This is a genomic window from Rhizobium sp. 05N49, assembly GCF_056396805.1.
Genome location: NZ_JBFTME010000019.1, coordinates 103889 through 127225, shown reverse-complemented (window position 1 = coordinate 127225; position 23337 = coordinate 103889). Strand labels below are relative to the sequence as shown.

The window sequence follows — 23337 nt, the reverse complement described above, 5'->3', positions numbered from 1 at the left end:
AAGAGGCCAAGCCGGATCATCCAGGCCGGCCTGATCCCGCCCTTGTGATAGGGCAGCACGAAGCGCAAAGGCCAGATGATATGCGGGGCCATGGCCCAGAGGATCTCGCGCTCCATCAGCGATTCCCGCACCAGGCGGAACTCGTAATGTTCGAGATAGCGCAATCCGCCATGGATGAGCTTGGTGGCACCCGACGAGGTGCCGGAGGCGAAATCGTTCATCTCCGCAAGCGCCACCGTATAACCACGACCCACGGCATCGCGCGCTATCCCGCAGCCGTTGATCCCGCCGCCAATGACGAAAATATCGTGGATTCGATCGCTCACACCCAATCTCCAAACCGTCGCCCAATGAGGGCACTCTCGCGTTCCGGTACCGGGGAGGCACCGGGCGTTTTGATATCGCGCCCGAAGCCTCAAGCAATCGCAATTCCGCAGCTGCCGCAGCAGCGGTTCATTACTCTGTCAGACCGACTATCGTGCACGTTACCGCGCGCAAACTACGACGCGATTGAGACAATGATGTAACGGTCGAGATCCCGCCGCGCGCACCTCGATCCGGGCAAGATCAGTCCCACTTCGGACCCCAGTCCGGGTCGACGACCCGGTGATTGCGGTCGATCGTCTCGATGCGGGCGATTTCCTCGGGAGAAAGTCTGATCGAACTTGCCTTGAAGTTCGAGCGAATGCGTTCGGGCCGACCCGATGTCGGGATGGTGCAATAGCCCTTGGCAAGTTCGAAGGCGATCGCCACCTGCTCCGGTGTGGCATCATATTGTTCACCGATTGCGCGCAGCACCGGTTCGTCGGACAGAAGGCCACGGGCGATCGGCAAATAGCAGGTGACGAGGATTTCCTTTTCCCGGCAATAGTTTGCGAGCTTCTTGTTCTGCAGGATCGGGTTTAGCTCGAACTGGTTGTTGGCGACCTTTCCCTTGCCGAGCAGGGCTTCGGTTTCTTCGAGAAGGGCGATCGTGAAATTCGAGACGCCGATCAGCTTCGTCATGCCGCGGGCCTGCGCCTCGGCGATCTGGGTTATGTAGACCTCGAGCGGAATGCGGCCGTTAGGCGATGGCCAGTGGATCAGCGTCAGGTCCACCTGATCGACCTTGAGTGCTTCAAGGCTCTTTTCCAGCGACGGGACGAGGGCGCCGGGGCCGAAATTATCGGTCGAAATCTTCGTCGTCAGGAAGACCTCGTCTCGATCAAGGCCCGAACGGCGCAGCGCTTCGCCGACTTCGAATTCGGTGTCATAGGTCTGCGCAGTATCGAGGTGCCGGTAGCCGGTTTCGAGCGCACACAGGATTGCATCGATACCCTCCTTGCCGTTGCGCCCAAACGTGCCAAATCCTATCAACGGAATAACATCATGTTTTTGCAAATCTATTTCCTCCAATTCGCCTCACTCCTCCAGTGGGCTCACGAAGCTTTGCAATAGCCCGGGGCTGTGTCCAGCGAAAAACACTGATGGATTTCGGGCAAGTCCTGATGATCGTTTGGAGACAATGCGAGCGTGAATTCGGACCTGATGGCAGCCGGCCGGGGCCGGCTGCAGATCATCCTCGCGGTTTGAGATCCCGGAAAGCTGAGCGCTCCTAGAATGCCTGGGCAACCCGGCGCAGGGGTATCGCGCTTTCGGCAGCCGCTTCGACAAAATCGAGGCCGATATCAAGAACCGGGGCGCTGTGCGTCAGCCAGCCGACCGAGATCAGGTCGACGCCAGAGGCGGCAATGGCCGGTGCCGTTGCCGGTGTGACGCGGCCGGAGGCCTCGGTGATCGCCCGACCGGCGACGATCCTGRCGGCCTCGCGCAGCTGATCAGGCGTCATATTGTCGAGGAGGACGGCATCGACCCCCTGGCCCATTGCCTCGTGCAGCTGCTCGAGCGTATCGACCTCCACTTCGATCTTGACCATATGGCCGACGCCGGCCTTGGCGCGGCGAATGGCTTCCGAAACGCTGCCGGCAATGGCGACGTGATTGTCCTTGATCAGCACGGCGTCGTGGAGCGCAAAGCGATGGTTCATACCGCCGCCCGCCCGCACGGCATATTTTTCGAGCGCTCTCAGACCTGGTGTCGTCTTGCGGGTGCAGACGACCGAGGCTTTCGTGTCGCGGATCGCTGTGACGATGCCGGCCGTCACCGAGGCGATGCCCGAGAGATGGCCGAGGAAATTCAGGGCAGTGCGTTCGCCCGTCAAAAGGCCGCGCGACGGCCCTTCAATGGTGGCAATCACGCTGCCCGGTTCCACGGCCGCACCATCTGGCAGATGCCGGCGAAGCATAATGGTGGGATCAACGAGCTGGAAGGCAAGCTCCGCAGCATCGAGACCGGCGACCACACCCGGCTGGCGGGCGGCCATGACGACTGTCGAGCGATGATCCCAGGGGATGACGGCCGCAGAGGTGATATCGCCGGCAAGACCGAGGTCTTCTGCGAGGGCTGCGCGCACCAGCGGCTCGACAATGACGCGCGGAAGGGAAGCGAGGTTCATCTCAGGCACTCCTTGCAAGAGGATGGGAGGCGGTCGCCCGGGCAATTTCCAGGGCATCAGCCAGTGTCATCTTGTGCCGCGCGGCTTCCGCCCGTTTCAGCGGGTAATCCGTGCGGGCATGCGCCCCGCGCGATTCCGCCCGAAGGCTGGCGAAGACGGCAATCAGCAGCGCAACGACCGCCGGATCCGAGGCCGGCCCGTCGTTTTCTGCGAGCGGCAGCAAGCTTGCGACGGCGCCATGGATGGCGCCCGCATTGCGCAGTACGCCGAGATGGCGTGAGACGATTGGCCTGACAAGCGAAGGGTCGGTTGCCGCAGGCAGCATCCCTGCAATCTCGGCTGTCGAGGATTTTGCAACCGGGGTTGCAAGAATGTCGCGCGCCGCCCGCATGCCCATGACGGCTGCTTCCAGCAGGGAATTGCTGGCAAGCCGGTTTGCCCCGTGCAGGCCGGTGGAGGCGGCTTCGCCCACAACCCTGAGCCCGGCGACTGAGCTGCGACCGACGGCATCGGTTGCTACTCCGCCCATGTGATAATGGACGGCAGGCCGCACCGGGATCGGCTGGGACGCGGCATCGATGCCAGCCTCCCGGCAGAGTGCGTTGATAACCGGAAAACGTGTGGCGAAACGATCGCCAAGGGCTCTACGCGCGTCGAGAAACACTTTGCCGCCACGGGCGAGTTCGGCACTGATGGCGCGGGCCACGACATCGCGCGGTGCAAGTTCTGCGCCGGCAATGCCCGCCATGAAGCGTTCGCCATGCTCATTGACGAGTACCGCACCTTCGCCGCGGACTGCTTCGCTGACGAGCGCCAAGGGACGGCGGCGGGAATCGAGCGCCGTCGGATGGAATTGCACGAATTCCATGTCGGCAAGCTCAGCCCCGGCGCGTGCTGCAAGCATGATGCCCTGCCCGAAATTGCCGATCGGATTGGTTGTCGCTTCATAGAGACCGCCGATGCCGCCGGTGGCGAGTACGATGCGCCGTGTCGGCAGGATAGTGGTGCCATTTTCGCCGACGCAGAGGAGGCCGATGACGCCGTCCTCATCCGTCAGGATACGGCGCGCCTCCAGCCCCTCGAGCACGGTGATGGAGGGTGTGGAGATGACGGCTTCGACCAGCGCACGAACAATCGCCGCACCCGAGCCGTCACCTTGCGCATGCACGATGCGGCGGCGGCTATGGGCAGCCTCCAGCCCGAGCAAAAAGCTGCCATCTGCCGTCTTGTCAAAATGGACCCCCGCCCGTTCCAGTGAGGTGATCGCAGCCGGCGCCTCAGCGACGATGCCGACAGCAATGCTGGGGTCGCAGAGCCCGTCACCGGCAGCAAGCGTATCGGCCAGATGCAGTTCGGCATTGTCATCGGCGCCGAGAGCGGCGGCTATGCCGCCCTGGGCCCAGGCGCTCGACGTTTCAGCGCCGAGAGCAGCGCGAGTGACGATAACAACGGGCTCGGGCGCAAGCGTCAGCGCCGTCATCAGTCCGGCAAGGCCGCTGCCGACGATGACAGGGCGGCCGGCAAGTTGGTCGGCAATATCGCTCATATCGACAGCATCCTCTCGACAGCGCGGCGAGCTGCGACGGCAATCGCCGGATCGACCGTCACTTCATGGCGGTTCTCTTCGAGAGCCGTGCGAATGTTGGAAAGCGTGATGCGCTTCATATGCGGGCAGAGATTGCAGGGCCGGATGAACTCGACATCCGGATGATGCACGGCGACATTGTCACTCATCGAGCATTCGGTCAGCAGCACGACGCGGGCGGGTTTCTTCTGGCCGACATAATCGGACATGACGGCGGTGGAACCGGCAAAATCGGCCTCCGCAACGACATCAGGCGGGCATTCGGGATGGGCAAGCACCGTCACGCCAGGATGGTTTTCGCGAAGCTGGCGCACATCGTCGGCAGTGAAGAGCTCATGCACTTCGCAATGCCCGTGCCAGGCAATGATCTCGACATCGGTTTCCCTGGCGACATTGCGGGCAAGATATTCATCCGGGATCATCAGCACGCGTGGTACGCCAAGAGATTCGACCACCTGCTTGGCATTGCCCGAGGTGCAGCAGATATCGGAGGCGGCTTTGACTGCGGCCGAGGTGTTGACATAGGTAATGACAGGCACGCCCGGATGGGCCTGGCGCAACAGCGCGATATCCTCGGGCGTGATCGAATCCGCCAGCGAACAGCCGGCGCCGAGATCGGGGATCAGCACTGTCTTTTCCGGGTTCAGAAGCTTTGCCGTCTCGGCCATGAAATGCACGCCGGCAAGCACGATCACGTCGGCATCCACCTCGATCGCCTTGCGCGCCAGGGCCAGGCTGTCGCCGACAATATCGGCCACGCCATGGAAGATTTCCGGCGTCTGGTAGTTATGCGCGAGGATAACGGCATTGCGCTTGCGCTTCAGTTCCAGGATCGCATCGACATCGTCCTGGAACATCATCCATTCGGCTTTGGGAATGACGCGGCTGACGCGATCATAGAGGGAAGACGCGGATACAAGATGGTTCATGGCCGGCTCCATTAATTATGCTCGATTTGAGCATATCGTGTGCAAAGAGATATTCTCACTGTGAGCATATGTCAATTGCGGGAGAGTGGTAATTTCGTTCCGGCGAGCGCGCGCTCTTCGAGAATGGTCTGGCGGAAGCGGAAAAGCTTGGCCGGCCGGCCGCCGGTCTCGCTTGTCGCTCCGCCCGTTTCCTCCACCAGTTCCTGCTGTTCGATCAGGCGGCGGAAATTCTGCTTGTGCAGGGTCAGGCCGGCGAGCGCCTCGACGGCGCGCTGCAACTGCAGAAGCGTGAAGCTTTCGGGCATGAGTTCGAAGACGACGGGGCGGTATTTGATCTTGGCGCGAAGCCGCGCAATGCCCGTTGCAAGGATGCGCCGGTGATCGGCAAACATCGCCCGGCCGAGATTATCGTCCTTGCTGGCGCCGGCTTCGCAGACGAGACCCGCCTCATAGAGCAGTTCATACCGCTGCAGCGTCAGATCCTCGTTCCAGCCGCCGCCGTCGAGCCCGAAAGTGAAATCGGCGCGCCGATGACGATATTCGCGCCTGACGGGATCGGCATCGGCCCACAGGCGCAGACGCGCGATCAGGTCATCGAGGATTTCTGGACGCCCGTCGCGATGGTCCTCCCAGGGGAAATATTCGTACCAGCCGTGCCAACCCGGTCGTCCGGCGCCTGATTGCTCGTTGACGAGACCGAGATAGCTGATCGAGATGGTACGACCGCCCTGGATATCGTTGTTCCGGTCTCGATCGGCAAAGGTGTAAAGCTGCTCGAGGAAGCCGACGGGATGGGCAGTCTGTTCCTGGATCCATTCGCGCAGGCCCGATTGCAGCGTGCGGTGGCCCATTTCGAAAGGGCCAGACGGCAGCGCATCGCCATTGCCGATCGTCATGACGCGCGGCTCATCCCCGGTCACCGCGACGAGGACCGCGATCAGTTCCGCATGTGCAAAGCCTATCGTCACCAGCGCCTGAGAATCTGTTTCTGATGGCTCTATTCTCTGGCATAGGCTGGCGCTGATGCCAATGGACCTTCCTTTTCTTCCCGGCGGGGGAAGGAAGATACTGCAGCCTATCCTTCAGCTTCCAGCCGATGCAGGAAATTGCGCAACTCGGCTTCGTCGATGCCGACAAGATGGCGCTTTTCCGGATAGGCGCCGGAGCGGACATCCTCGGCAAATTCGTTGAAGGCGGCGATGCGTTCGCGTTGCAGCCGGTCATGTTCGGCTGCGAAGTTGCGATAGACCTTGGCGTGGCGCGGCGTGTGGTCTCTGGTCGTACCGAGCACATCGTCGGCAAAGAGGTATTGCGCATCGCAGCCGCGCCCGGCGCCCATGGAGATCATTAGCATCGAGGTGCGGTTGGAAATCGCCGCCGCGACATCGCCGGGGACGACCTCGATCTCGGCTGCGAAGGCGCCGGCATCCTGAAGCGCCTTCGTCTGGCGCCAGACATCGAGAGCGCTGGCAGCCGTCTTGCCCACGGCGCGAAAACCGCCGGTCCAGGTCGCCTTTGAGGGGATGAGGCCGACATGGCCGCAGACGGGAATGCCTTCATCGCGCATACGGCGGATGGTCTGCAGGCTGGCGGCGCAATAGACGGCATCGCCGCCTGCCTTCAGCGCCTTGAAGGCCTCGCGCATGTATTCTTCAGCCGAGACATGATCGCCATATTCCAGACCGGGAACGGCAAAGGGCGTCGGTGCCGCCTCGCGAAAGACCGGCCCGAGCAGGAACGGTGGCACCGAGACCATGTCGATGCCGGCCTTTTCTGCTGCTTCCGCCTCCTCAAGCGTGGTGACGCGCAGCATTGTGAGCTGGCGTTTTCCCTTGAGCGCCAGGAGGTCGGCGACCGTGGCGCGATTATGTTTCTTCATCGCATTATCCTTTGAAAACTATCAGGCAGCGAGCAGCGACTTCAGCTTGACATTGGTGGCGGTCAGTGCGGCCGGGTCGGGATGCGCGCGTGCGGCAATCAACATTTCCGCCAGCCGGATGTCGCGGGCGACCGCATTGCCAGGCCCGATGCCGCTTGCGGCAAGTAGCCGGCCCTCGGCATCGAGATGGAAGAGGATGAAGGCCCCCTCGCCGAGATCGCGGCGCAGATGCCTGGCCGGGCCATCGGCAAGCCCTGTTATCTGCAGCGTCATCTCATACTGATCCGACCAGAACCACGGCACGGCGGCAATCGGTTCATCGGCGCCGAGCATATTGGCGGCGGCAAGCGTGCCCTGCTCTTGCGCATTGCGCCAGGATTCCAGCCGCACGCGCTGGCCGCCATAGAGGGCGAGCGGAAAGGAGCAGCAGTCGCCGGCCGCGAAAATATCGGGGGCGGAGGTACGCAGCCGGTCATCGACTGCGATGCCGTTGTCGATCGCAAGTCCGGCAGCCTCGGCAAGCTCGCTATTCGGCCGGGCGCCGATGCCGACAAGCGCCAGATCGGCTTCGACCACCTCATCGTTGGCAAGCCGGATGACGGCTTTGCCGTTCTGCTCCGTCAGGGTTTCGATCGAGACACCGCAGCGCAGATCGACGCCTTCCGCGCGGTGACGCTCGGCAACGAGGTGGGCGATGTCTTCGGGAACGCCGCGCTTCAGCACCCGCTCCAGCCCTTCGACGAGGATGACATCGGCGCCGAGTTGGCGCGCGGTTGCCGCGACCTCCAGGCCGATGAAGCCGCCGCCGATGACTGCAAGCCGTTTGCCAGGCTGCAGCACCGCGCGCAGTGTCACCGCATCATGATGTGTGCGGAGCGACCGGATATAGCTGCTTTCACTGGGCACATTGGGAAAGGCACGCGCACTGGCGCCTGTCGCAAGCAGCAGCCGGTCATAGGCAAGCAGACTGCTGTCGGACAGGGCGACGGTATGAGCTGCGGCATCGAGACCGGTTGCCGTCACACCTGTCAGGAGGTGAATATTGCCAGCCTCATAAGTTTCTCGTGCGGCGATGAGTTTCGGGTCGACAGTGCCAGCAAGGCCGGCCTTGGAGAGCGGGGGGCGCTCATAGGGCGCATGCGGCTCGGAACCCACAAGCGTGATGTCGCCGTCAAATCCCTTGTCCCGGAGTGCGAAGGCGGCACGCGCCCCGCATTCCCCTGCGCCAATGATGACGAAATGGGCCATGGCGCACCTCAGATCGCAATGAAGACGGCGCCGTCTTCGATCTTGACGGGATAGGTCTTCAGGTTGACGCAGACGGGTGCGCCCTTGGCCTCACCGGTCCTGTAGTCGAAGCGGCCATTGTGCTTGGGACATTCGATGATTTCATCCATGACGAGACCGTCGGCGAGATGGACCTGCTCATGGGTGCAAAGCCCGTCGGTGGCAAAGAACTCATCGTCCGGGCTGCGATAGATAGCGAATGTGCGCCCGCCATGGTCGAAGCGCATGACATCCTCCTCGTCGATTTCGTCCTTGCCGCAAACTTCGATCCAGTTACCGCTCATCTCTTTTCCTCCCTCGATCTTGTTCTATTGGGCTGCGGGTGCCAGTTCGGCGTGGAATTCCTCGCGATAGGGCCGCGCCGTTGCCGGCAGTTCCCGCTTGAGAAAATAGTCTTCATTGCGAAGCTGGCGCAGGAAGGCCGGGATCATTTCCCGGTAGCCGGACCAGATCGATGGATTGGGCGCCGGCAGGTCGTGCTTGATCATCGCATGCAGCTTCGGCAGCGCGTGGTAGGGCACCATCGGGAACATGTGGTGCTCCACGTGATAGTTCATGTTCCAGTAGATGAAGCGGCTGATCGGGTTCATATAGACCGTGCGGCTGTTCAGCCGGTGGTCGATGACATTATCGGCCAGCCCGCCATGTTGCAGCAGGCCGGTCAGCACATGATGCCAGGCGCCATAGAGGCGCGGCAGGCCGACCAGCATCAGCGGCAGGATCGAACCCATATAGATGGCGAGCGCGATGGTGACGACGTAGATCGCAAGCCAGATACGGGCAATGCGGATCGCCTTCGGCTGCTCCATCTCGGGGATGAAGGTCTTTTCCGCCCCACTGATGATGCCGGCCGAATTTCTGATCATGTCGATCACGGCATGCCAGGCATCGAGAATGCCGAAGAAATTGAGCACAAGGCGGAAGAGATCCGGCGGGCGCATGACGGCGATCTCGGGGTCGCGGCCGACGATGACGGTGTCGGTATGGTGGCGGGCGTGACTCCAGCGCCAGGTTACCGGATTGCGCATGATCATGAAGCAGGCGATCTGGTAGACGACATCGTTCATCCAGCGCGTCTTGAAGGCGGTACCATGGCCGCATTCGTGCCAGCGGCTGTCGGAGGCCGAGCCGTAGAGCACGCCGTAAGCCAGGAAGAACGGCACGGCGATCCAGGAGCCCCAGAAATAGATGCCGAGGGCGGCAAAGATCACCATACTGCCGAGCCAGAGCGCCGTGTCGCGGATCGCCTGATTGTCGGAACGCTGCATCAGCGCCTTCATCTCCTTACGGGCAACATCGGTATGATACCATTCCGCAGCCGCGAGACCGGTTTCGACCGCCGTCCTGCCGCTCGCCCCCAAGAGGCTGTAATCCCGCTTTGTTGCTTCGCCAGCCATGCTTTCCTCCTCACCAGTTCTTGGTCCGGAGAATAGGTTGACTTCGCAGAGCCCTCAATGCAGGCTTGATATATTCTCTCAAAAGCCATCAGAAACGGCTTTCATTCATGATTGAAAACTATCAGGACCAACCATGCGTCGCCCGACCATATCAGATCTCGCCCAAGCCTCCGGCGTCAGCGTTGCGACCGTCGATCGTGTTCTGAACGGGCGCCATCGGGTGCGGGAGGAAACAGCGCGGCGGGTCTATGATGCGGCCCAGTCGATCGGCTATCACGCCGTCGGCCTGATCCGGCAGCGCGTCTTCGAGGATCTGCCGCAATATCGGCTGGCCTTCTTGCTGCAAAAGCCGACCCAGCCCTTCTACCAGGCCTTCGCACGCGAAATTGAAACGGCGGCGCGCAACGTGACCAGCGCGCGCATCCAGACGCAGGTGGAATATCCGTCCGCCGCAACACCTGCCGCCATCATCGAAAAGATCAAGCTGCTCGGCGCGAGAAACCAGGCGGTGGCGCTTGTCGGCCCGGATTATCCGGCTGTCACAGCTGCTGTCGAGGAACTGAAGGGACGCGGTATTCCGGTGTTCTCGTTGCTTTCGGATCTCGCGACCGGCGTCAGGGACGCTTATGTCGGCGTCAACAACCGCAAGGTTGGGCGCACCGCAGCCTGGATGATCGCAAAGGCGGCCCACCGGTCGGGCAAGGTAGCCTGCTTTGTCGGCAGCCATCGTTTTCATGGTCACGAGTTGCGCGAGATGGGATTCCGCTCCTATTTCCGCGAGGAAGCGCCTGACTTCGAAGTGGTCGAAACGCTGATCAATCTCGAAACGCCTGAGATCACCCATGAGGCGACGCTGACCCTTCTGCAGAAACACCCCGATCTCGTCGGCCTCTATGTCTGCGGAGGTGGCATGGAGGGGGCGATTTCGGCATTTCGAGAAGAGGGGATCGGCGGCCGCACCGTGCTTATCGTCAACGAGCTGACGGCAGACAGCAAGGCCGGTCTCGCCGACGGCATCGTCACCATGGCGATCGGCACGCCGCTGCCAGCACTCTGCAAGGAAGTAGTGTCACTGATGACGGGTGCGCTCGAACAGGGCGAGATTGCCGTTCCCGGCCAATCATTTCTGCCCTTCGAGATCTTCCTGCCGGAGAATATCTAAATGATGGAATTCTATCATTGGCCCGAAAATATATCAGCGATGATAGAGTCTGTGGCCGCGCGGCCTATGGCTTGAACGCGAAATTCCGGTAGAGATTCGATCAGACAGTCATAATGCTTCTCACGCATGAGGAGCGAGGAGGAGATTTCGCATGGCATCCATCCGTTTCGCGCTAAACCATATGGCGGCACCTTCGCTTTCGATCGAGGATTTCTTTGCACTTGCTGCCTCGCTCGACATCGATGCGGTGGAGATCCGCAATGATCTCTCGGGCAATGCCATTCTCGACGGGACAAAGCCCGATGTCATCAAGGAGGCGGCTGCCCGCCACGGCGTCGCAATCATCTCGATCAACGCACTGCAGCGCTTCAACGAATGGAACGCAACGCGCGAGCGGGAAGCCCGCGAGCTGATCGATTATGCAAGGGCGGTCGGCTCGCAGGCGCTGGTTCTGGTTCCGAAGAATGACGGCACGGGAACAGCCGATGGCGAGCGACAGGCCAATCTGCGTGAGGCCCTGACGGCACTCCGACCGATGCTCGATGCGGCCGGTATCGTCGGTCTCGTCGAGCCGCTCGGTTTTCAAATCTGCTCGCTGCGCTCCAAGGCGGAAGCAGCCGATGCGATCGAGACGCTGAATGCGCAGCCGACCTTCCGGCTGGTGCACGACACGTTCCATCATCACCTTGCGGGCGAAACACCCTTCTTCCCCCATCTGACCGGGCTGGTGCATATTTCCGGCGTCAGCGATCCCGCCGTTTCCGTTTCCGATATGCGCGATCCTCACCGTGTTCTGGTCGATGCCGACGACCGGCTCGGCAATGCCGCCCAGATCCGCGCATTGCTGCAGGCAAGCTACAAAGGCCCCTTCTCCTTCGAGCCCTTCGCATCCGAAGTGCATGCACTGAAGGATCCCGGCGCAGCCGTGAAGGCGAGCATGGATTATCTCGTCGCGAAAGCCTGAAAAAGCCTATTCGCGACCGCGGAAACGACGCTGATAGGCTGGATCGTAGAGCGAGCTTTCGCGGAAATCTTCCGATCCGAGCGAGCGACCGACGAAGATGATGGCCGTGCGCTCGATCGGCTCGGCCGCCACCTTTGCTTCGATATCGGCGAGCGTGCCGCGCAGGATACGCTCGTCCGGCCAGGTGGCTTTCACCACGATGGCGACAGGGCAATCGGCGCCATAGAGCGGCGTCAACTCCGTCACGACCTCGGCCAGCGCATGGATGGCGAGATGGATTGCCAGTGTCGCTCCCGTCGCGCCGAATTTGTCCAGCGTTTCTTCGTTCGGCATTGGTGAGGCGCGGCCCGATACGCGCGTCAGCACAAGGCTTTGCGCCACGGCCGGGATCGTCAGTTCACGCCCGAGCGTTGAGGCCGCCGCTGCAAAGGCCGGAACGCCCGGCGTCATCGTATAGGCGATGCCGTGCTTCTCCAGCCGGCGGATCTGCTCGGCGACTGCGCTCCAGACGGAAAGATCGCCGGAATGCAGTCGGGCGACATCCTGACCGGCATTGGCGGCGCGTAGATATTCGGCCTCGATTTCGTCAAGCGACATCGGCGCGGTATCGATGATGCGCGCGCCTGGCGGACAATATTGCAGAAGCTCGGGCGAGACGATGGAGCCGGCATAGAGGCAGACAGGGCATTTGCCGATCAGGTCGCGTCCGCGCACGGTAATGAGATCTGCTGCACCCGGTCCGGCGCCGATGAAATGAACTGTCATTCTTCTATTCCTTGATCCAGCACCACTGCGTGACGGGCATGGCCGGTCGCCAGCCGCTCATGCCGCCGACGGGAGCGGCGCGGGCAATTTCGATTTTCGTCAGCCTGCCACCGCGCGCGCCATATTCTCTGAGCAGCAATGCTTCCATTTCCAGCGTGACGGCATTGGCAACGAGCCGCCCTCCCCGCTTCAGTGCCGTGATCGCGGCATCCATGACGCCGGCCTCGCTGCCGCCGCCGCCGATGAAGACCGCATCCGGCGCGGGCAAGCCGGTGAGTGCTGCGGGTGCCGTGCCTTCGACAAGGGCAAGCTGCGGCACGCCGAAGGCAGTGGCATTGCGGGCGATGCGGGCAACGCGTTCCGGCGCCTGTTCGATCGCGATTGCTTTCAGCGACGGATCAGCCAGCATCCATTCGATACCGACAGATCCTGAGCCGGCGCCGATGTCCCAGAGGAGTTCACCGTGCCGTGGCGATAGCGCCGATAGCGTGACGGCGCGGATCTCCCGCTTGGTAATCTGTCCGTCATGCTCAAAGAGTTCGTCGTCGATACCGGGGGAATAGGGCAGGATACGCGCGCCCCGACCTGCCACAACCTCGAGGGCGCAGACGTTCAGCGTGTCGATCGCGTCGAGATCGAAGCCCGAGGCTATAGCGCTGCGGATACGCTCCCGCCCGCCGCCGAGCGCTTCCAGCACAGTCAGTTGCGTCTCGGCAAAGCCATTGGCGACAAGCAGATCGGCGAGCGCCTGCGGGCCCTTCTCGTCCGAAGTCAGCGCCAGAATTTGCCTGCCGGCATGCAGATGCGGGCGGATGAGATCGAGTGGGCGTCCGTGCAGCGAGACACAGGCTGTCCTCTGCAGCGGCCAGCCTAGCCGTGCTGCCGCCAGACTGAAGGCGGAGGGGGCCGGGATGGTGAGCATTTCGTCAGCAGCGATGCGACGCGACAGCGTTGCGCCGACGCCGTAGAGGAAGGGATCGCCCGAGGCCAGGACGACGACGGGCGTACCACGCCGCGCGACGATCGCCTCGACCGATTTTTCGAAAGGGCTCTGCCAGGCGAAACGTTCGCCCGTGATCAGTGTGCCGGCAAGTTCATGATGACGTGCACCGCCGAAGACGGCCGGTGCGGCGGCGATCAGACGCTTTGCCTGCTCGCCGAGCCCGTCTGGACCATCGTCGCCGATGCCGATAAGAGTGAGCCAGCGCGGGACGGAGGGGGAGCTGTCAGACATGGAGAAGACCCGTATCCTGATCCTCGGCGGCACCAGCGAGGCGCGCAGGCTGGCCGCCGCGCTTGCCCCGCGGGAAGACCTCGACATTCTCCTGTCGCTGGCCGGCCGCACGGAGGCTCCCGCCCAGCAGCCGGTTCCCGTTCGCGTTGGGGGTTTCGGCGGGGCAGAGGGTCTTGCGACCTTCCTGACGGAAGGAGCTTATGATCTCCTGATCGATGTCACCCATCCCTTCGCCGAGCGCATTTCGGCAAATGCCACGGCTGCCGCCGAACGCACCGGTATCCCTGCGCTCGCGCTCTGCCGTCCTGAATGGGTCCCGGAACCTGGCGATCATTGGCATATCGTGGCCGACATTCCGGCGGCGATTGCCGCACTTGGGCCGGCCCCGCGCCGCGTCTTCCTGGCGACCGGCCGGCAGGGCGCTCATCATGCCGAAATCGCTCCACAGCATTTCTATCTGGTCCGTAGCGTCGATCCCGTCGATCCGCCGCTTGCCCTTGCCGATGTCGAATATCTCCTCGACCGTGGTCCCTTCACGCTCGAAGGCGAAATCGACCTGATGCGGCAGTATCGTATCGATGCCGTCGTTACAAAGAACAGCGGCGGCCCGGCGGCCTATGCGAAGATCGAGGCGGCACGCCTGCTTGGGCTCAAGGTCGTCGTGATCGCGCGCGCGCCTGCTGCCATCATGACGTCGGTCGAAACGGTGGAAGCGGCGCTCGAAGCGATCGATCATCTCGTCTCCCCGGCCAAGAAGCGCGGCGTGTAGATCAGGTCCGGCTGGCCATCGCGGGGGATCACCCGCGTCTCCTGCGAACCGATGATGACACAGGTCGCCATGTCGGCAACGGAAGGATCGGCCCCTTTGAGCAGTTGCACGGTGATCCGCTCGTCGGGCCGGCCGGCCGCACGGCCGAAGATGACCGGTGTCGTGGCCGGCAGATGCCGGCGCAAGAGCTCGAAGGCGGTGCCGAGCTGCCAGGGGCGAGCCTTGCTGATCGGATTATAGAGGGCGATGACGAAACCGGCTTGTGCCGCAAGAGCCAGGCGGTTTTCGATGATGGCCCAAGGCTTCAGATTGTCCGAGAGCGACAGGGCGCAGAAATCATGGCCGAGCGGTGCGCCGACACGGGCGGCAACCGCAAGCATTGCGGTGATGCCGGGCAGGACGGTGAGATCGACTCCACGCCATTCCGCCGGTCCGTTGTCGATCGCCTCGCAGACGGCAGCGGCCATGGCAAAGACGCCGGGATCGCCGCCGGAGACGATGCAGACATCGGCGCCGTTGTTGGCAAGCGTAAGGGCGGCCCCTGCCCGGTCGAGTTCCTCCCTGTTGTCGGAAGCATGGCGGCGCTGGTCGGCGCGCAGCGTCAGACGGTCGAGATAGGGACCGTAGCCGAAGAAATCGCTGGCGGCTTCGACGGCGGCCATCGCCTCCGGCGTCATCTGCTCCGGATTGCCGGGACCGGTGCCGATTACGAAAAGGCGCCCGCTCATCGGCTGGCCTCCCAGCCGGGCACCAGCACCAGCGAGAAATAAGGCGCATCGCCCTCGCCTCGTTCGGCAAGCTTCACCATGGCGGCATTGGCCATGGTGCCGCGCTCGACATAGAGCGCGTCCTTGAGACGGCCGGCTGCTTCCAGCGCGCGCCGGATCTTCGGCAGGTTACGGCCGACCTTCATGATGACGGCAGCCTCGGTATCGGCAAGACGGCGCGTCAGCTCCTGCTCGCCCATCGTGCCCGGCAGCACGGAGAGCACGTCGTCGCCCTGGACGATCGGCATGCCTGCCAGCGACCAGCAGCCGGACATGGCGCTGATGCCGGGAATGACTTCGGTCGGATACCGCTGCGACAGGCGCACATGCAGATGCATATAGGAGCCGTAGAAGAGCGGGTCGCCTTCGCTCAGCACCGCGACCGTGCGACCCGCTTCGAGATGACGGGCAACGGCATCGGCCGAGGTATTGTAGAATTCGGTGATGCGGCTCTTGTAGAGCGGGTCACCTTTGTCGAGTTCGGTCGTGACAGGATAGTAGAGCGGCAACAGTTCGATGCCCGGCTTGAAGAGATGCTCGACAATCGCCTTTCCGTTACCGCCTCTGCCCTGCTTGGCGAAATAGGCAATGACGTCCGCCCTCTCAACGGCGCGCACCGCCTTGACGGTCAGAAGCTCGGGATCGCCGGGTCCGGTGCCGACGCCGATCAGACGGCCGCTCATAGGCCTGCCCTCGACAGTGCATTGATGGCGGCGGCCGTCATGGCGCTGCCGCCGAGCCGGCCGCGCACGATCGCATAGGGAACGCCATAGGAATTTTCAGCAAGCGCATCCTTGGATTCGGCGGCGCCGACAAAGCCGACCGGCATGCCGATGATGGCAGCAGGCTTCGGCGCACCATCCCCCAACAGTTCGAGAAGGTGAAAGAGTGCCGTGGGCGCGTTGCCGATCGCCACGACGCTGCCTTCGAGCCGATCAAGCCACAGATGCAGGGCGGCGGCCGAGCGGGTATTGCCCGTCTGATGGGCGAGCTCGTGGGTGCGCGGATCATGTAGCGTACAGATCACGTCGTTCTTGGCCGGAAGGCGCGCACGGGTCACGCCATGCGCCACCATCTCGGCATCGCAGAAGATCGGTGCGCCGTCCTGCAAGGCGATGCGTGCAGCGTGAACGAAATCGGGCGAGAAGACGAAATTCTGCGCCGCCTCGACAAGGCCGCATGCATGGATCATGCGCACGGCGACGTCGGCTTCTTCAGGCGAAAAACGCGAGAGATCGGCTTCGCTGCGAATGATCGCGAAGGAGCGCTCGTAGATCGCGTCTCCGCTGCGGATATAATCGTAGTCTGGCATTGCTATTCCTGTTGCAGCGCCTTGGCGAGACAAATAGGCCCAAGCCTTCTCAGGCAATCGGCACTCGACTCGCCGGCGCCTCTCTTGTCTTCGATCAGTCGGGCGAGCCTCTCTATAGCGAAATCGATCTGTCCGCCAGCAATCCTTGCGGCCGGTCCGTCTGAAGCGAGCCCGTTGACGACAAGGTCGTAGCCTTCGGCCGAACCGACAATCGCCAGATCGGCGCGCCGGTGCGCGCAGCCCTTCGCACAGCCGGAGAGGTGAAGCTTCAGCGAGCCGTCAAAGAGATCGGGAACCTGGTCGATCAACTGGCCTGCGAGAGCTCTGGTATCGTAGAAGCCCGAGGCACAGGCCCCCGCCCCCGCGCAGGCAGCGATCTGCTCGGCCGGCTCGTTCGCCGTGACGCTCAAGCCATTATCGACGGCTGCATTTTGAATGTCCGGGATTGCCGCCTCGGCCAATCCAATCAGGACGAAACCACGATCCGGAGCCAGCCGGATTTCCCTTGCGCCGACGCTTTCGGCTGAACTGAGAAAGGAGATCAGTTCGGCGGCCTTTGCCTGGCCGAAGTTCAGGCGCACCCCGAGTACCGCGTCGCCATTCCGCAGTCTCGTGATGCCAACGAAGGATGATTTCCTTGGCGCAGGACGGATAGATCGAATGCTATCGATCTGCGGAAAATGCGCGCGCAGCATTGCCGCATCGATGTCGCGGGCGCGCGCCCGCCTGCCGTGTGCAATCAGCATCTGGAGCATATCGCCTACCGCGTCGACAGCGGCATCCGCGATGCCGAAGGCCAGTGGGATTGCGCCCTCTTCATCGCCGGCTATTGAAACCAGCCATTGCCCTTCGGGCTGTGCGACGATGCGGATATCGGCAATAAGAGCGGACAATGAAAACTGACCGCCCCCATCGATCAGGATTGAGAGTTTCGGAGCAAGGTGTGGAGAGCGGAGAAGGTCGCCGAGCTTGCTCCGCAGTATTGCTTCCATGTCCGCCGCATCGGCGATCTCGTTGCCATCGATGCCGTGCAGTGGCGATATCTCGATCGCCACGCCATCAGGTAGGATGATGCCTGCAGCATTGATTTCTGCAGCCAGCGGCCCGACGGACTCGCTGTGAAGGCCCCGGATCTGCAGATTGCCGCGGGCGGTGATTTCAACGATACCGTTTCCATGTCGCGCCGCTGCCGAAGTCAACTGACGAAATTGCAAGGTCGTGAGGGCGCCGCCCGCCGGCCGCAGGCGGACGAGCAGGCCATCGCCGGTTTGCATGGGAGTTGCAAGCGTCGGGCAGGCGCCGCGTTGCATGCCCACGACATCAGGCCTCTCTGCGTCCAAGATTTTGCCGGCAGCGCTGCGCATTCGTCCATCCTTTGGCCCATCTCTTACATGATCGCGCCTGACGCAGCAAAGCGAGATCGGTTCGTCGACCGGAACAATCAGTCCTCGAAATCGCGTCCCTTGCGCAGCAGATAGATGTCCATGATCCAGCCGTGTCGCTCTCGCTCTTCGGCCCGGAGCCGGAGGATGTCGTCGGCCATATCGCCAAGCCGGCCCGCACGGATCACTTCGTTCTCCGTGCCGAGATAAGCGCCCCAGAAAATCTCGGCATCGGGATCTGCGATCTTCGCAAAGGCCTGCTCGCCATCGAGCATGACGACGGTGCTTTCATGTGTCAGCCCCGTTTCAGTCAGTCGCCGGCCGGTGGTGATTTCGACAGGCTTGCCGACGAGATTGAGAGGAATGCGATGGCTGGCTGCGAGCGCCTGGATGCTGGTGATGCCGGGAACGACGCTATAGTCGAAAGAGCAGGCACCGGCACCGCGCACTCTTTCGATAATACGGATGGTGCTGTCATAGAGGCTCGGATCGCCCCAGACGAGGAAGGCACCGGCCCCGTGTTCCGACAAGTCGCCGATCAGCCCTTCATAGATATGGGCGATCGCGGCATGCCAGTCGTCCACGCTCTGGACATAACTCCGGTCCTTTGTTGCGCGCTTCGGTACCTCGAATTCAACGATGCGGACGCCTTTGCCGGTCAAATACCGCTCACAGATTTCCCGGCGCACTTCGGCGAGATCGGACTTCACCGCACCCTTCGTCGGGATGAACACGACATCGGCAGCGTTCATCGCGTTGATCGCCTGAATGGTAAGATGCTCGGGATTGCCTGTGCCGATGCCGATAATATGAATATGCCGCACGTTATCTCCCCTCGGATTCCAGAGGTTTCTGCCGCTAACGCGGATCTTTCGCAAGTGTGGCGACTGAGTTGGCCGCGGCCAACTTTCTATCCACATGGTTATCAGCGTCTTTATTGTCGCCTCGCCCCGAATCATGTCATCTTCGATACGCTTTTTGACGCTATGTTGATGAAAAAGCGCTTTAAGAAGGGGCAAGTGTTTTGGACAACATTAGCGTATCGACTACAGATATTCGCATCGAGCGGCATGCCACGCAGCTTTCGCGTCAGCTCAAGCTGCTGCGTGACAAGCTTTTCCCACCGCTTTCGCAAAAGACGCTCCGGACTTTCACGTCAGGAGAGGCAGCCCAGATGATCGGTGTCTCCGACGGCTATCTTCGCCAACTGTCGCTTGATGGCAAAGGTCCGCAACCCGATGTGTCGCAGAATGGTCGCCGTTCCTACACGCTCGGCCAGATCAATGAGTTGCGCCAGCACATGGCGAAGATCAAACCGAAGGATGCTCTTTCCTACCTGCCATCGCGGCGCGATGGCGAGAAGCTGCAGACCATTGCCATCACCAATTTCAAGGGTGGCTCGGCCAAGACGACGACCACGCTTTATCTGGCTCAGCATCTGGCGCTGGAAGGCTACCGCGTCCTGGCGATCGATCTCGATCCGCAGGCTTCGCTCTCCTCCCTGCTCGGCGTCCAGCCGGAGTTCGACCTGGCCGATGGCGATACGCTTTATGGTGCGATCCGCTATGACGCGCATCGTCGCCCGCTAAAGGATATTGTCCGCAAGACCTATTTCGATGGTCTGGATCTGGTGCCCGGCAATCTCGAACTGATGGAATTCGAGCATGAGACGCCGCGGGCGCTGAACGATCGCCAGAAGCCGGAAGAGCTGTTTTTCCGTCGCGTCGGCAATGCGATTGCGGAGGTTGAGAAGGATTACGATATCGTCGTGATCGATTGCCCGCCGCAGCTTGGCTACCTGACGCTCGGTGCCGTCTGCGCTGCCACCTCGCTCCTGATCACCATTCATCCGCAGATGGTCGATGTCGCGTCCATGTCGCAGTTCCTGTTGATGACCTCGGATCTTCTTTCGGTCGTGCGGAAGGCCGGCGGCGACCTGCAGCATGATTTCATCAAATATGTCGTCACCCGCCATGAGCCTTTCGACGGACCGCAGTCGCAGATCGTGGCGCTCTTGCGCAGCCTTTTTGGCGATGACGTATTGACGGCAACGATCCTGAAATCGACGGCGATTGCCGATGCGGGACTGACCAAGCAGACCCTTTACGAAATTGAAAAGGGGCAGGTTCGCCGCTCCACCTATGACCGGGCACTGGAATCGGTTAACGCCGCCAATGGCGAGATTCTTGCCAGCATCCATAAAGCATGGGGCCGCACATGAGCAGACGAGATCGACTGAAGGGCTTGTTCACCGACACGGCGCAGGAGTTGGCCGCGGCCAACTTCGAGGAGACATCCGTGCGTGGTGCTGCCGGCCCGGTGCGTACCATGGCACTGACTCTCGGCCGCATGGAGGAAGAGAGCAGGGCGATGGAAGAGGCGCTGCTATCGGGCGAACACATCGTTGAACTCGATCCTGATCTGATCGATTCTTCCTTCATTCGTGATCGCCTCGCCGATGAGCCGCTCGACATGGAAGACGAGCTGGTTCAGTCGATTGCGGAAAACGGCCAGGAAGTGCCGATCCTTGTGCGGCGAAACCCGCATCATGACGGCCGCTACCAGGTCGCCTATGGTCATCGTCGTCTTCAGGCCGTCAAGCTGCTCGGCCGCAAGGTGCAGGCCGTCATCCGCAAGCTCGACGATACCGATCTGGTCATCGCCCAGGGCATCGAAAATTCTGCGCGGCGTAATCTCTCCTATATCGAGCGAGCCGTCTTCGCGCTCAATCTCCAACTGAAGAGGTTCGACCGTCCCGTCATCATGAAGGCGCTCTCGACCGACAAGACGGAATTGTCGAAACTCATCTCCGTGGCAAAGGCCATTCCCGCCGATATCGTCCAGGCCGTGGGTGCCGCTCCGGGCATCGGTCGCAGACGCTGGATGGCACTAGCCCAGGACTGGACGGATGCAGGCGCAGCGCGTCTGACGAAGCTTATCGGCTCTTCCACCTTCAATGCCGTCGAGAGCGACCGGCGCTTCGAACTCGTTGTCGCGGAACTTTCGAAGAAGGAAGAGGTCAAGGCCGAAAGCACTGAATACGAATGGCGGCCCGCTAACGGCGGCAGGATCGCCGGTCGTATCAAGAGTTCCGGCACATCCTTCACCATCGCCCTCAAGACCGGTGATGCGCCGGATTTCGGTGCCTATATTTCCGGTCGTCTCGATGAACTCTACGAGGCTTATAAGGCGGGGAAAGCCGACTGAGGCAGAGCAATCGGAGCCTTCCGCGTGCTCCGATCTTGCTGTTGATCAGGATGTGGGCAGCGATTCGATCCGAAAAACCGGGTGAAAACTGCTGCAACGGTATCGGTGATGTTGTCCGTGTCTTCGCGCAGTGAGATAACTGACGGAAGAGAATGCCGATTTCGCTTCCCTTTGTGAGAATCCATTAAGCCTAACAATGCGCTACGAAATTGATGCCGCAATGCTCCAGACGCTGCTTCCGGCCATTGCCGGGGCGGAAGATGCGCTGGCGCGGCTCGATGAGCGGGTGGCACGCTCCCCAGTGGGGCAGGGCTTTGCCGAGCGCAGCCACTTCTTCGATGCGGCCGGTGCCCTGTGGGTGGCGGGCGAGCTTGTGCATGTCGAAGATCTCGTTCTGCACGACGCTCGTATGGATAGCCGCGCGCCGAGCCATGAGCTGACGATCGCCCATTCCGTGCTGCGGACGCGCCGCAGGATCGAGACGGCCGATCCGGGCTGGGCCCTGAGCCCGGCGGGCCTCGGCGTGTTGACCGCCAGCATGCTGGAAGGGCAGGAGAGGGCGCCCAACGCGGACGGCGCAGAGCCCATCGAGAGCGAGCCTGAGGACGAGGACGACGAGGCGCCGCTTGCTGCCGAAATCGCCGAGCTCGACGCTCTGCTTGCCCGCTCGCAAAGACTTCTCGATCGCCACGCGGGCAAGAGCGTTGTGGATGAGCTGGCGGAGGCCATCCCTTCGCCGCGCGATGAGGATCCGCTCGGCCTGTTCGGCGACGATGAATGGAATGAGGAAGAGCGGCTTCAGGAGTGGCGTGGTCTGATCCCGCTTGCCGACGAACTGCCGCCGAGCCTCACGGCCGCCATCCTCTTCGACGCCTGGGAGCGCATCGAGCCCCTGCGCCGCCAGCATTGGCTGGGTGGTCTGCTGATAGCCAGCAGCCTGCGTGCGAGAGGCAAGGTCACCTCGCATCTCTTTTCGTTCAACACGGGGCTGAAACAGATCCGTCACGAACGCCGACGTTCGCGCGACCGAATTACGCGCCTGCAGGCATTTCTCGATGCAATGCGGGAAAGTGCCGTCACCGGCCTCAAGGAGCTCGATCGCCTGTCGCTGGCGCGCACGCAAATGGAGCTACGCTTCCGCGGCCGACGCTCGAACAGCAGCCTGCCGCAGCTTGCCGATTTCATCCTGTCGCGGCCGATGGTGTCGGCCGCCATGGTTGCCCGCGAACTTAGCGTGACGCAGCGCGGCGCACTCAACCTGATCAACGAAATCGGCACCCGGGAAATCACCGGTCGCGGCCGCTACCGGGCCTGGGGCATTCTCTGAGCCGACCATCCAAGATTTGGGCAAATGAAAACGGCCGGGCATCAAGCCCGGCCGGTTCCTAAGAGTGAGCACCCGATCCGCCATCCTGTCACAGATTTCGAACCGGGCGCTCTGCGCTTCCATTGCCCCCAGAAGCGCGGTCCCTATTCCTGCTATTCCCGCTCACCGGTGAAGTTGAGCAGAAGCTGGAAGATGTTGACGAAGTTCAGGTAGAGCGAGAGAGCGCCGAAGACGGCCAGCTTCTGGTTCGATTCCTGATCGTAGTTTTCTGAATACTGTTCCTTGATGTTCTGCGTGTCGTAGGCGGTAAGGCCAACGAAGACGACGATACCGATCACCGAGATCGCAAACTGCAAGGCAGACGAACCGAGGAAGATATTGACGATCGAGGCGATGATGATGCCGAACAGGCCCATCATCAGGAACGAACCCATCTTCGAGAGGTCACGCTTCGTCGTATAGCCGTAGAGGCTGATAGTGCCGAACATGGCCGCAGTGATGAAGAAGGTCTGGGCGATGCTCGTCTTGGTGAAGACCAGGAAGACGGAGGCGAGCGACAGGCCCATCACGGCGCAGAAGGCCCAGAAGGTCATTTGAGCGGTGCTCGATGACATGGTCTGGATACGGAACGAGAAAAAGAAGACGAAGGCGAGCGGCGCCAGCATCACCACCCACTTGAGCGGCGACTGGAAGATTGGCACGTAGAGTGCCGGTGTAGAGCCGACAACGAAGGCGACGATACCGGTGATGACCAGGCCGAGCGCCATGTAATTGTAGACGCGCAGCATGTGCTGGCGGAGGCCTTCATCGAAAAGGACCTGGGTATTGGCGGCGGAGCCGGTACCATAGCGGGGATTGATCGGATTCATGACTGATC

The 23337-nt window shown here is 61.9% G+C and carries 24 protein-coding genes; 6 read left to right on the top strand and 18 right to left on the bottom strand.

Annotation, left to right across the window (positions count from 1 at the left end):
• The 10 genes from AC1DF8_RS28900 to AC1DF8_RS28855 all read right to left on the bottom strand — a co-directional run.
• A partial coding sequence (locus AC1DF8_RS28900) for an FAD-dependent oxidoreductase (protein ID WP_478155964.1) occupies positions 1 to 326 on the bottom strand: 326 nt, incomplete at its 3' end.
• 241 nt (positions 327 to 567) lie between these two features.
• Entirely contained in the window at positions 568 to 1380 is an 813-nt protein-coding gene (locus AC1DF8_RS28895; protein WP_478155962.1) for an aldo/keto reductase, read from the bottom strand.
• A gap of 214 nt (positions 1381 to 1594) precedes the next feature.
• On the bottom strand, positions 1595 to 2494 hold the full coding sequence (nadC, locus tag AC1DF8_RS28890; protein WP_478155960.1) for a carboxylating nicotinate-nucleotide diphosphorylase: 900 nt from the start codon (positions 2492 to 2494) through the stop codon (positions 1595 to 1597).
• A 1-nt stretch (position 2495) separates the two neighbouring features.
• Positions 2496 to 4040, bottom strand: a complete 1545-nt coding sequence (locus tag AC1DF8_RS28885) for an L-aspartate oxidase (protein WP_478155958.1) — start codon at positions 4038 to 4040, stop codon at positions 2496 to 2498.
• Positions 4037 to 5008 (bottom strand): quinolinate synthase NadA, encoded by a 972-nt coding sequence (gene nadA, locus AC1DF8_RS28880; RefSeq protein ID WP_478155956.1) that lies wholly within the window; start codon positions 5006 to 5008, stop codon positions 4037 to 4039. Before nadA ends, AC1DF8_RS28885 begins: the two co-directional genes overlap by 4 nt.
• A 71-nt stretch (positions 5009 to 5079) precedes the next feature.
• Positions 5080 to 5976, bottom strand: coding sequence for an NUDIX hydrolase (locus AC1DF8_RS28875; protein ID WP_478155954.1), 897 nt, complete (start codon positions 5974 to 5976; stop codon positions 5080 to 5082).
• A 107-nt stretch (positions 5977 to 6083) separates the two neighbouring features.
• The gene (locus AC1DF8_RS28870) at positions 6084 to 6887 is read right to left on the bottom strand and encodes a 3-methyl-2-oxobutanoate hydroxymethyltransferase (RefSeq protein WP_112971574.1); all 804 of its coding nucleotides are present in this window, start codon (positions 6885 to 6887) and stop codon (positions 6084 to 6086) included.
• A 21-nt stretch (positions 6888 to 6908) separates the two neighbouring features.
• Positions 6909 to 8135, bottom strand: a complete 1227-nt coding sequence (locus AC1DF8_RS28865) for an NAD(P)/FAD-dependent oxidoreductase (RefSeq protein ID WP_478155952.1) — start codon at positions 8133 to 8135, stop codon at positions 6909 to 6911.
• A gap of 8 nt (positions 8136 to 8143) precedes the next feature.
• Positions 8144 to 8458 (bottom strand): MocE family 2Fe-2S type ferredoxin, encoded by a 315-nt coding sequence (locus AC1DF8_RS28860; protein WP_478155950.1) that lies wholly within the window; start codon positions 8456 to 8458, stop codon positions 8144 to 8146.
• A 24-nt stretch (positions 8459 to 8482) separates the two neighbouring features.
• Complete coding sequence (locus AC1DF8_RS28855) at positions 8483 to 9571, bottom strand: fatty acid desaturase family protein (protein ID WP_478155948.1); 1089 nt, start codon at positions 9569 to 9571, stop codon at positions 8483 to 8485.
• A gap of 133 nt (positions 9572 to 9704) precedes the next feature.
• On the opposite strand from AC1DF8_RS28855, the gene AC1DF8_RS28850 reads away from it, so the two are divergent.
• Both AC1DF8_RS28850 and AC1DF8_RS28845 read left to right on the top strand, forming a co-directional pair.
• Positions 9705 to 10733 carry a LacI family DNA-binding transcriptional regulator gene (locus AC1DF8_RS28850; protein ID WP_478155946.1) on the top strand — a complete coding sequence of 343 codons (1029 nt, stop codon included), beginning with the start codon at positions 9705 to 9707 and terminating at the stop codon, positions 10731 to 10733.
• 151 nt (positions 10734 to 10884) lie between these two features.
• Positions 10885 to 11697, top strand: a complete 813-nt coding sequence (locus tag AC1DF8_RS28845; RefSeq protein ID WP_478155944.1) for a TIM barrel protein — start codon at positions 10885 to 10887, stop codon at positions 11695 to 11697.
• Positions 11698 to 11703: 6 nt separating this feature from the next.
• Here AC1DF8_RS28845 and cobM read toward each other — a convergent pair whose 3' ends face one another.
• Complete coding sequence (gene cobM, locus AC1DF8_RS28840; protein WP_478155942.1) at positions 11704 to 12462, bottom strand: precorrin-4 C(11)-methyltransferase; 759 nt, start codon at positions 12460 to 12462, stop codon at positions 11704 to 11706.
• A gap of 4 nt (positions 12463 to 12466) precedes the next feature.
• Positions 12467 to 13696, bottom strand: coding sequence for a precorrin-6y C5,15-methyltransferase (decarboxylating) subunit CbiE (gene cbiE, locus AC1DF8_RS28835; RefSeq protein WP_478155940.1), 1230 nt, complete (start codon positions 13694 to 13696; stop codon positions 12467 to 12469).
• Here cbiE and AC1DF8_RS28830 point away from each other — a divergent pair.
• Positions 13695 to 14465: a cobalt-precorrin-6A reductase gene (locus AC1DF8_RS28830; RefSeq protein WP_478155938.1), complete on the top strand. Its 771-nt coding sequence runs from the start codon at positions 13695 to 13697 to the stop codon at positions 14463 to 14465. The genes cbiE and AC1DF8_RS28830 overlap by 2 nt on opposite strands.
• Here AC1DF8_RS28830 and AC1DF8_RS28825 read toward each other — a convergent pair.
• The 5 genes from AC1DF8_RS28825 to cobF form a co-directional block, all read right to left on the bottom strand.
• Complete coding sequence (locus AC1DF8_RS28825; RefSeq protein WP_478155936.1) at positions 14429 to 15193, bottom strand: precorrin-3B C(17)-methyltransferase; 765 nt, start codon at positions 15191 to 15193, stop codon at positions 14429 to 14431. The genes AC1DF8_RS28830 and AC1DF8_RS28825 overlap by 37 nt on opposite strands.
• Positions 15190 to 15915, bottom strand: coding sequence for a precorrin-2 C(20)-methyltransferase (locus AC1DF8_RS28820; RefSeq protein WP_113203053.1), 726 nt, complete (start codon positions 15913 to 15915; stop codon positions 15190 to 15192). The genes AC1DF8_RS28825 and AC1DF8_RS28820 overlap by 4 nt, the downstream gene beginning before the upstream one ends.
• Positions 15912 to 16544 carry a precorrin-8X methylmutase gene (locus AC1DF8_RS28815; RefSeq protein WP_112541339.1) on the bottom strand — a complete coding sequence of 211 codons (633 nt, stop codon included), beginning with the start codon at positions 16542 to 16544 and terminating at the stop codon, positions 15912 to 15914. The genes AC1DF8_RS28820 and AC1DF8_RS28815 overlap by 4 nt, the downstream gene beginning before the upstream one ends.
• A gap of 2 nt (positions 16545 to 16546) precedes the next feature.
• The gene (gene cobG / locus AC1DF8_RS28810) at positions 16547 to 17908 is read right to left on the bottom strand and encodes a precorrin-3B synthase (RefSeq protein ID WP_478155934.1); all 1362 of its coding nucleotides are present in this window, start codon (positions 17906 to 17908) and stop codon (positions 16547 to 16549) included.
• A 77-nt stretch (positions 17909 to 17985) separates the two neighbouring features.
• Positions 17986 to 18750: a precorrin-6A synthase (deacetylating) gene (gene cobF, locus AC1DF8_RS28805; RefSeq protein ID WP_478155932.1), complete on the bottom strand. Its 765-nt coding sequence runs from the start codon at positions 18748 to 18750 to the stop codon at positions 17986 to 17988.
• A gap of 200 nt (positions 18751 to 18950) precedes the next feature.
• Here cobF and repA point away from each other — a divergent pair, with 200 nt between their 5' ends.
• From repA to AC1DF8_RS28790, 3 genes are all read left to right on the top strand, one after another.
• Positions 18951 to 20147: a plasmid partitioning protein RepA gene (repA, locus tag AC1DF8_RS28800; RefSeq protein ID WP_112971561.1), complete on the top strand. Its 1197-nt coding sequence runs from the start codon at positions 18951 to 18953 to the stop codon at positions 20145 to 20147.
• Positions 20144 to 21133, top strand: coding sequence for a plasmid partitioning protein RepB (gene repB, locus AC1DF8_RS28795; RefSeq protein WP_478155929.1), 990 nt, complete (start codon positions 20144 to 20146; stop codon positions 21131 to 21133). Before repA ends, repB begins: the two co-directional genes overlap by 4 nt.
• Positions 21134 to 21329: 196 nt before the next feature.
• Positions 21330 to 22460, top strand: a complete 1131-nt coding sequence (locus AC1DF8_RS28790; RefSeq protein WP_478155927.1) for an RHE_PE00001 family protein — start codon at positions 21330 to 21332, stop codon at positions 22458 to 22460.
• 152 nt (positions 22461 to 22612) lie between these two features.
• Here the strand turns inward: AC1DF8_RS28790 and AC1DF8_RS28785 are convergent, their stop codons facing one another.
• Positions 22613 to 23329: a Bax inhibitor-1/YccA family protein gene (locus AC1DF8_RS28785; protein ID WP_112541345.1), complete on the bottom strand. Its 717-nt coding sequence runs from the start codon at positions 23327 to 23329 to the stop codon at positions 22613 to 22615.
• Positions 23330 to 23337 lie beyond the last annotated feature (8 nt).

Excerpts from the sequence above, each read along its gene's own strand:
- AC1DF8_RS28865 (WP_478155952.1), bottom strand. The coding sequence starts at position 8,135 with ATGGCCCATTTCGTCATCATTGGCGCAGGGGAATGCGGGGCGCGTGCC.
- cbiE (WP_478155940.1), bottom strand. The coding sequence starts at position 13,696 with ATGTCTGACAGCTCCCCCTCCGTCCCGCGCTGGCTCACTCTTATCGGC.
- cobG (WP_478155934.1), bottom strand. The coding sequence starts at position 17,908 with ATGCGCAGCGCTGCCGGCAAAATCTTGGACGCAGAGAGGCCTGATGTC.
- repB (WP_478155929.1), top strand. The coding sequence starts at position 20,144 with ATGAGCAGACGAGATCGACTGAAGGGCTTGTTCACCGACACGGCGCAG.
- AC1DF8_RS28815 (WP_112541339.1), bottom strand. The coding sequence starts at position 16,544 with ATGCCAGACTACGATTATATCCGCAGCGGAGACGCGATCTACGAGCGC.
- AC1DF8_RS28845 (WP_478155944.1), top strand. The coding sequence starts at position 10,885 with ATGGCATCCATCCGTTTCGCGCTAAACCATATGGCGGCACCTTCGCTT.
- AC1DF8_RS28820 (WP_113203053.1), bottom strand. The coding sequence starts at position 15,915 with ATGAGCGGCCGTCTGATCGGCGTCGGCACCGGACCCGGCGATCCCGAG.
- nadA (WP_478155956.1), bottom strand. The coding sequence starts at position 5,008 with ATGAACCATCTTGTATCCGCGTCTTCCCTCTATGATCGCGTCAGCCGC.
- AC1DF8_RS28790 (WP_478155927.1), top strand. The coding sequence starts at position 21,330 with ATGCGCTACGAAATTGATGCCGCAATGCTCCAGACGCTGCTTCCGGCC.
- AC1DF8_RS28850 (WP_478155946.1), top strand. The coding sequence starts at position 9,705 with ATGCGTCGCCCGACCATATCAGATCTCGCCCAAGCCTCCGGCGTCAGC.
- AC1DF8_RS28860 (WP_478155950.1), bottom strand. The coding sequence starts at position 8,458 with ATGAGCGGTAACTGGATCGAAGTTTGCGGCAAGGACGAAATCGACGAG.
- AC1DF8_RS28885 (WP_478155958.1), bottom strand. The coding sequence starts at position 4,040 with ATGAGCGATATTGCCGACCAACTTGCCGGCCGCCCTGTCATCGTCGGC.
- cobM (WP_478155942.1), bottom strand. The coding sequence starts at position 12,462 with ATGACAGTTCATTTCATCGGCGCCGGACCGGGTGCAGCAGATCTCATT.
- AC1DF8_RS28870 (WP_112971574.1), bottom strand. The coding sequence starts at position 6,887 with ATGAAGAAACATAATCGCGCCACGGTCGCCGACCTCCTGGCGCTCAAG.
- AC1DF8_RS28855 (WP_478155948.1), bottom strand. The coding sequence starts at position 9,571 with ATGGCTGGCGAAGCAACAAAGCGGGATTACAGCCTCTTGGGGGCGAGC.
- AC1DF8_RS28825 (WP_478155936.1), bottom strand. The coding sequence starts at position 15,193 with ATGAGCGGGCGCCTTTTCGTAATCGGCACCGGTCCCGGCAATCCGGAG.
- AC1DF8_RS28830 (WP_478155938.1), top strand. The coding sequence starts at position 13,695 with ATGGAGAAGACCCGTATCCTGATCCTCGGCGGCACCAGCGAGGCGCGC.
- AC1DF8_RS28785 (WP_112541345.1), bottom strand. The coding sequence starts at position 23,329 with ATGAATCCGATCAATCCCCGCTATGGTACCGGCTCCGCCGCCAATACC.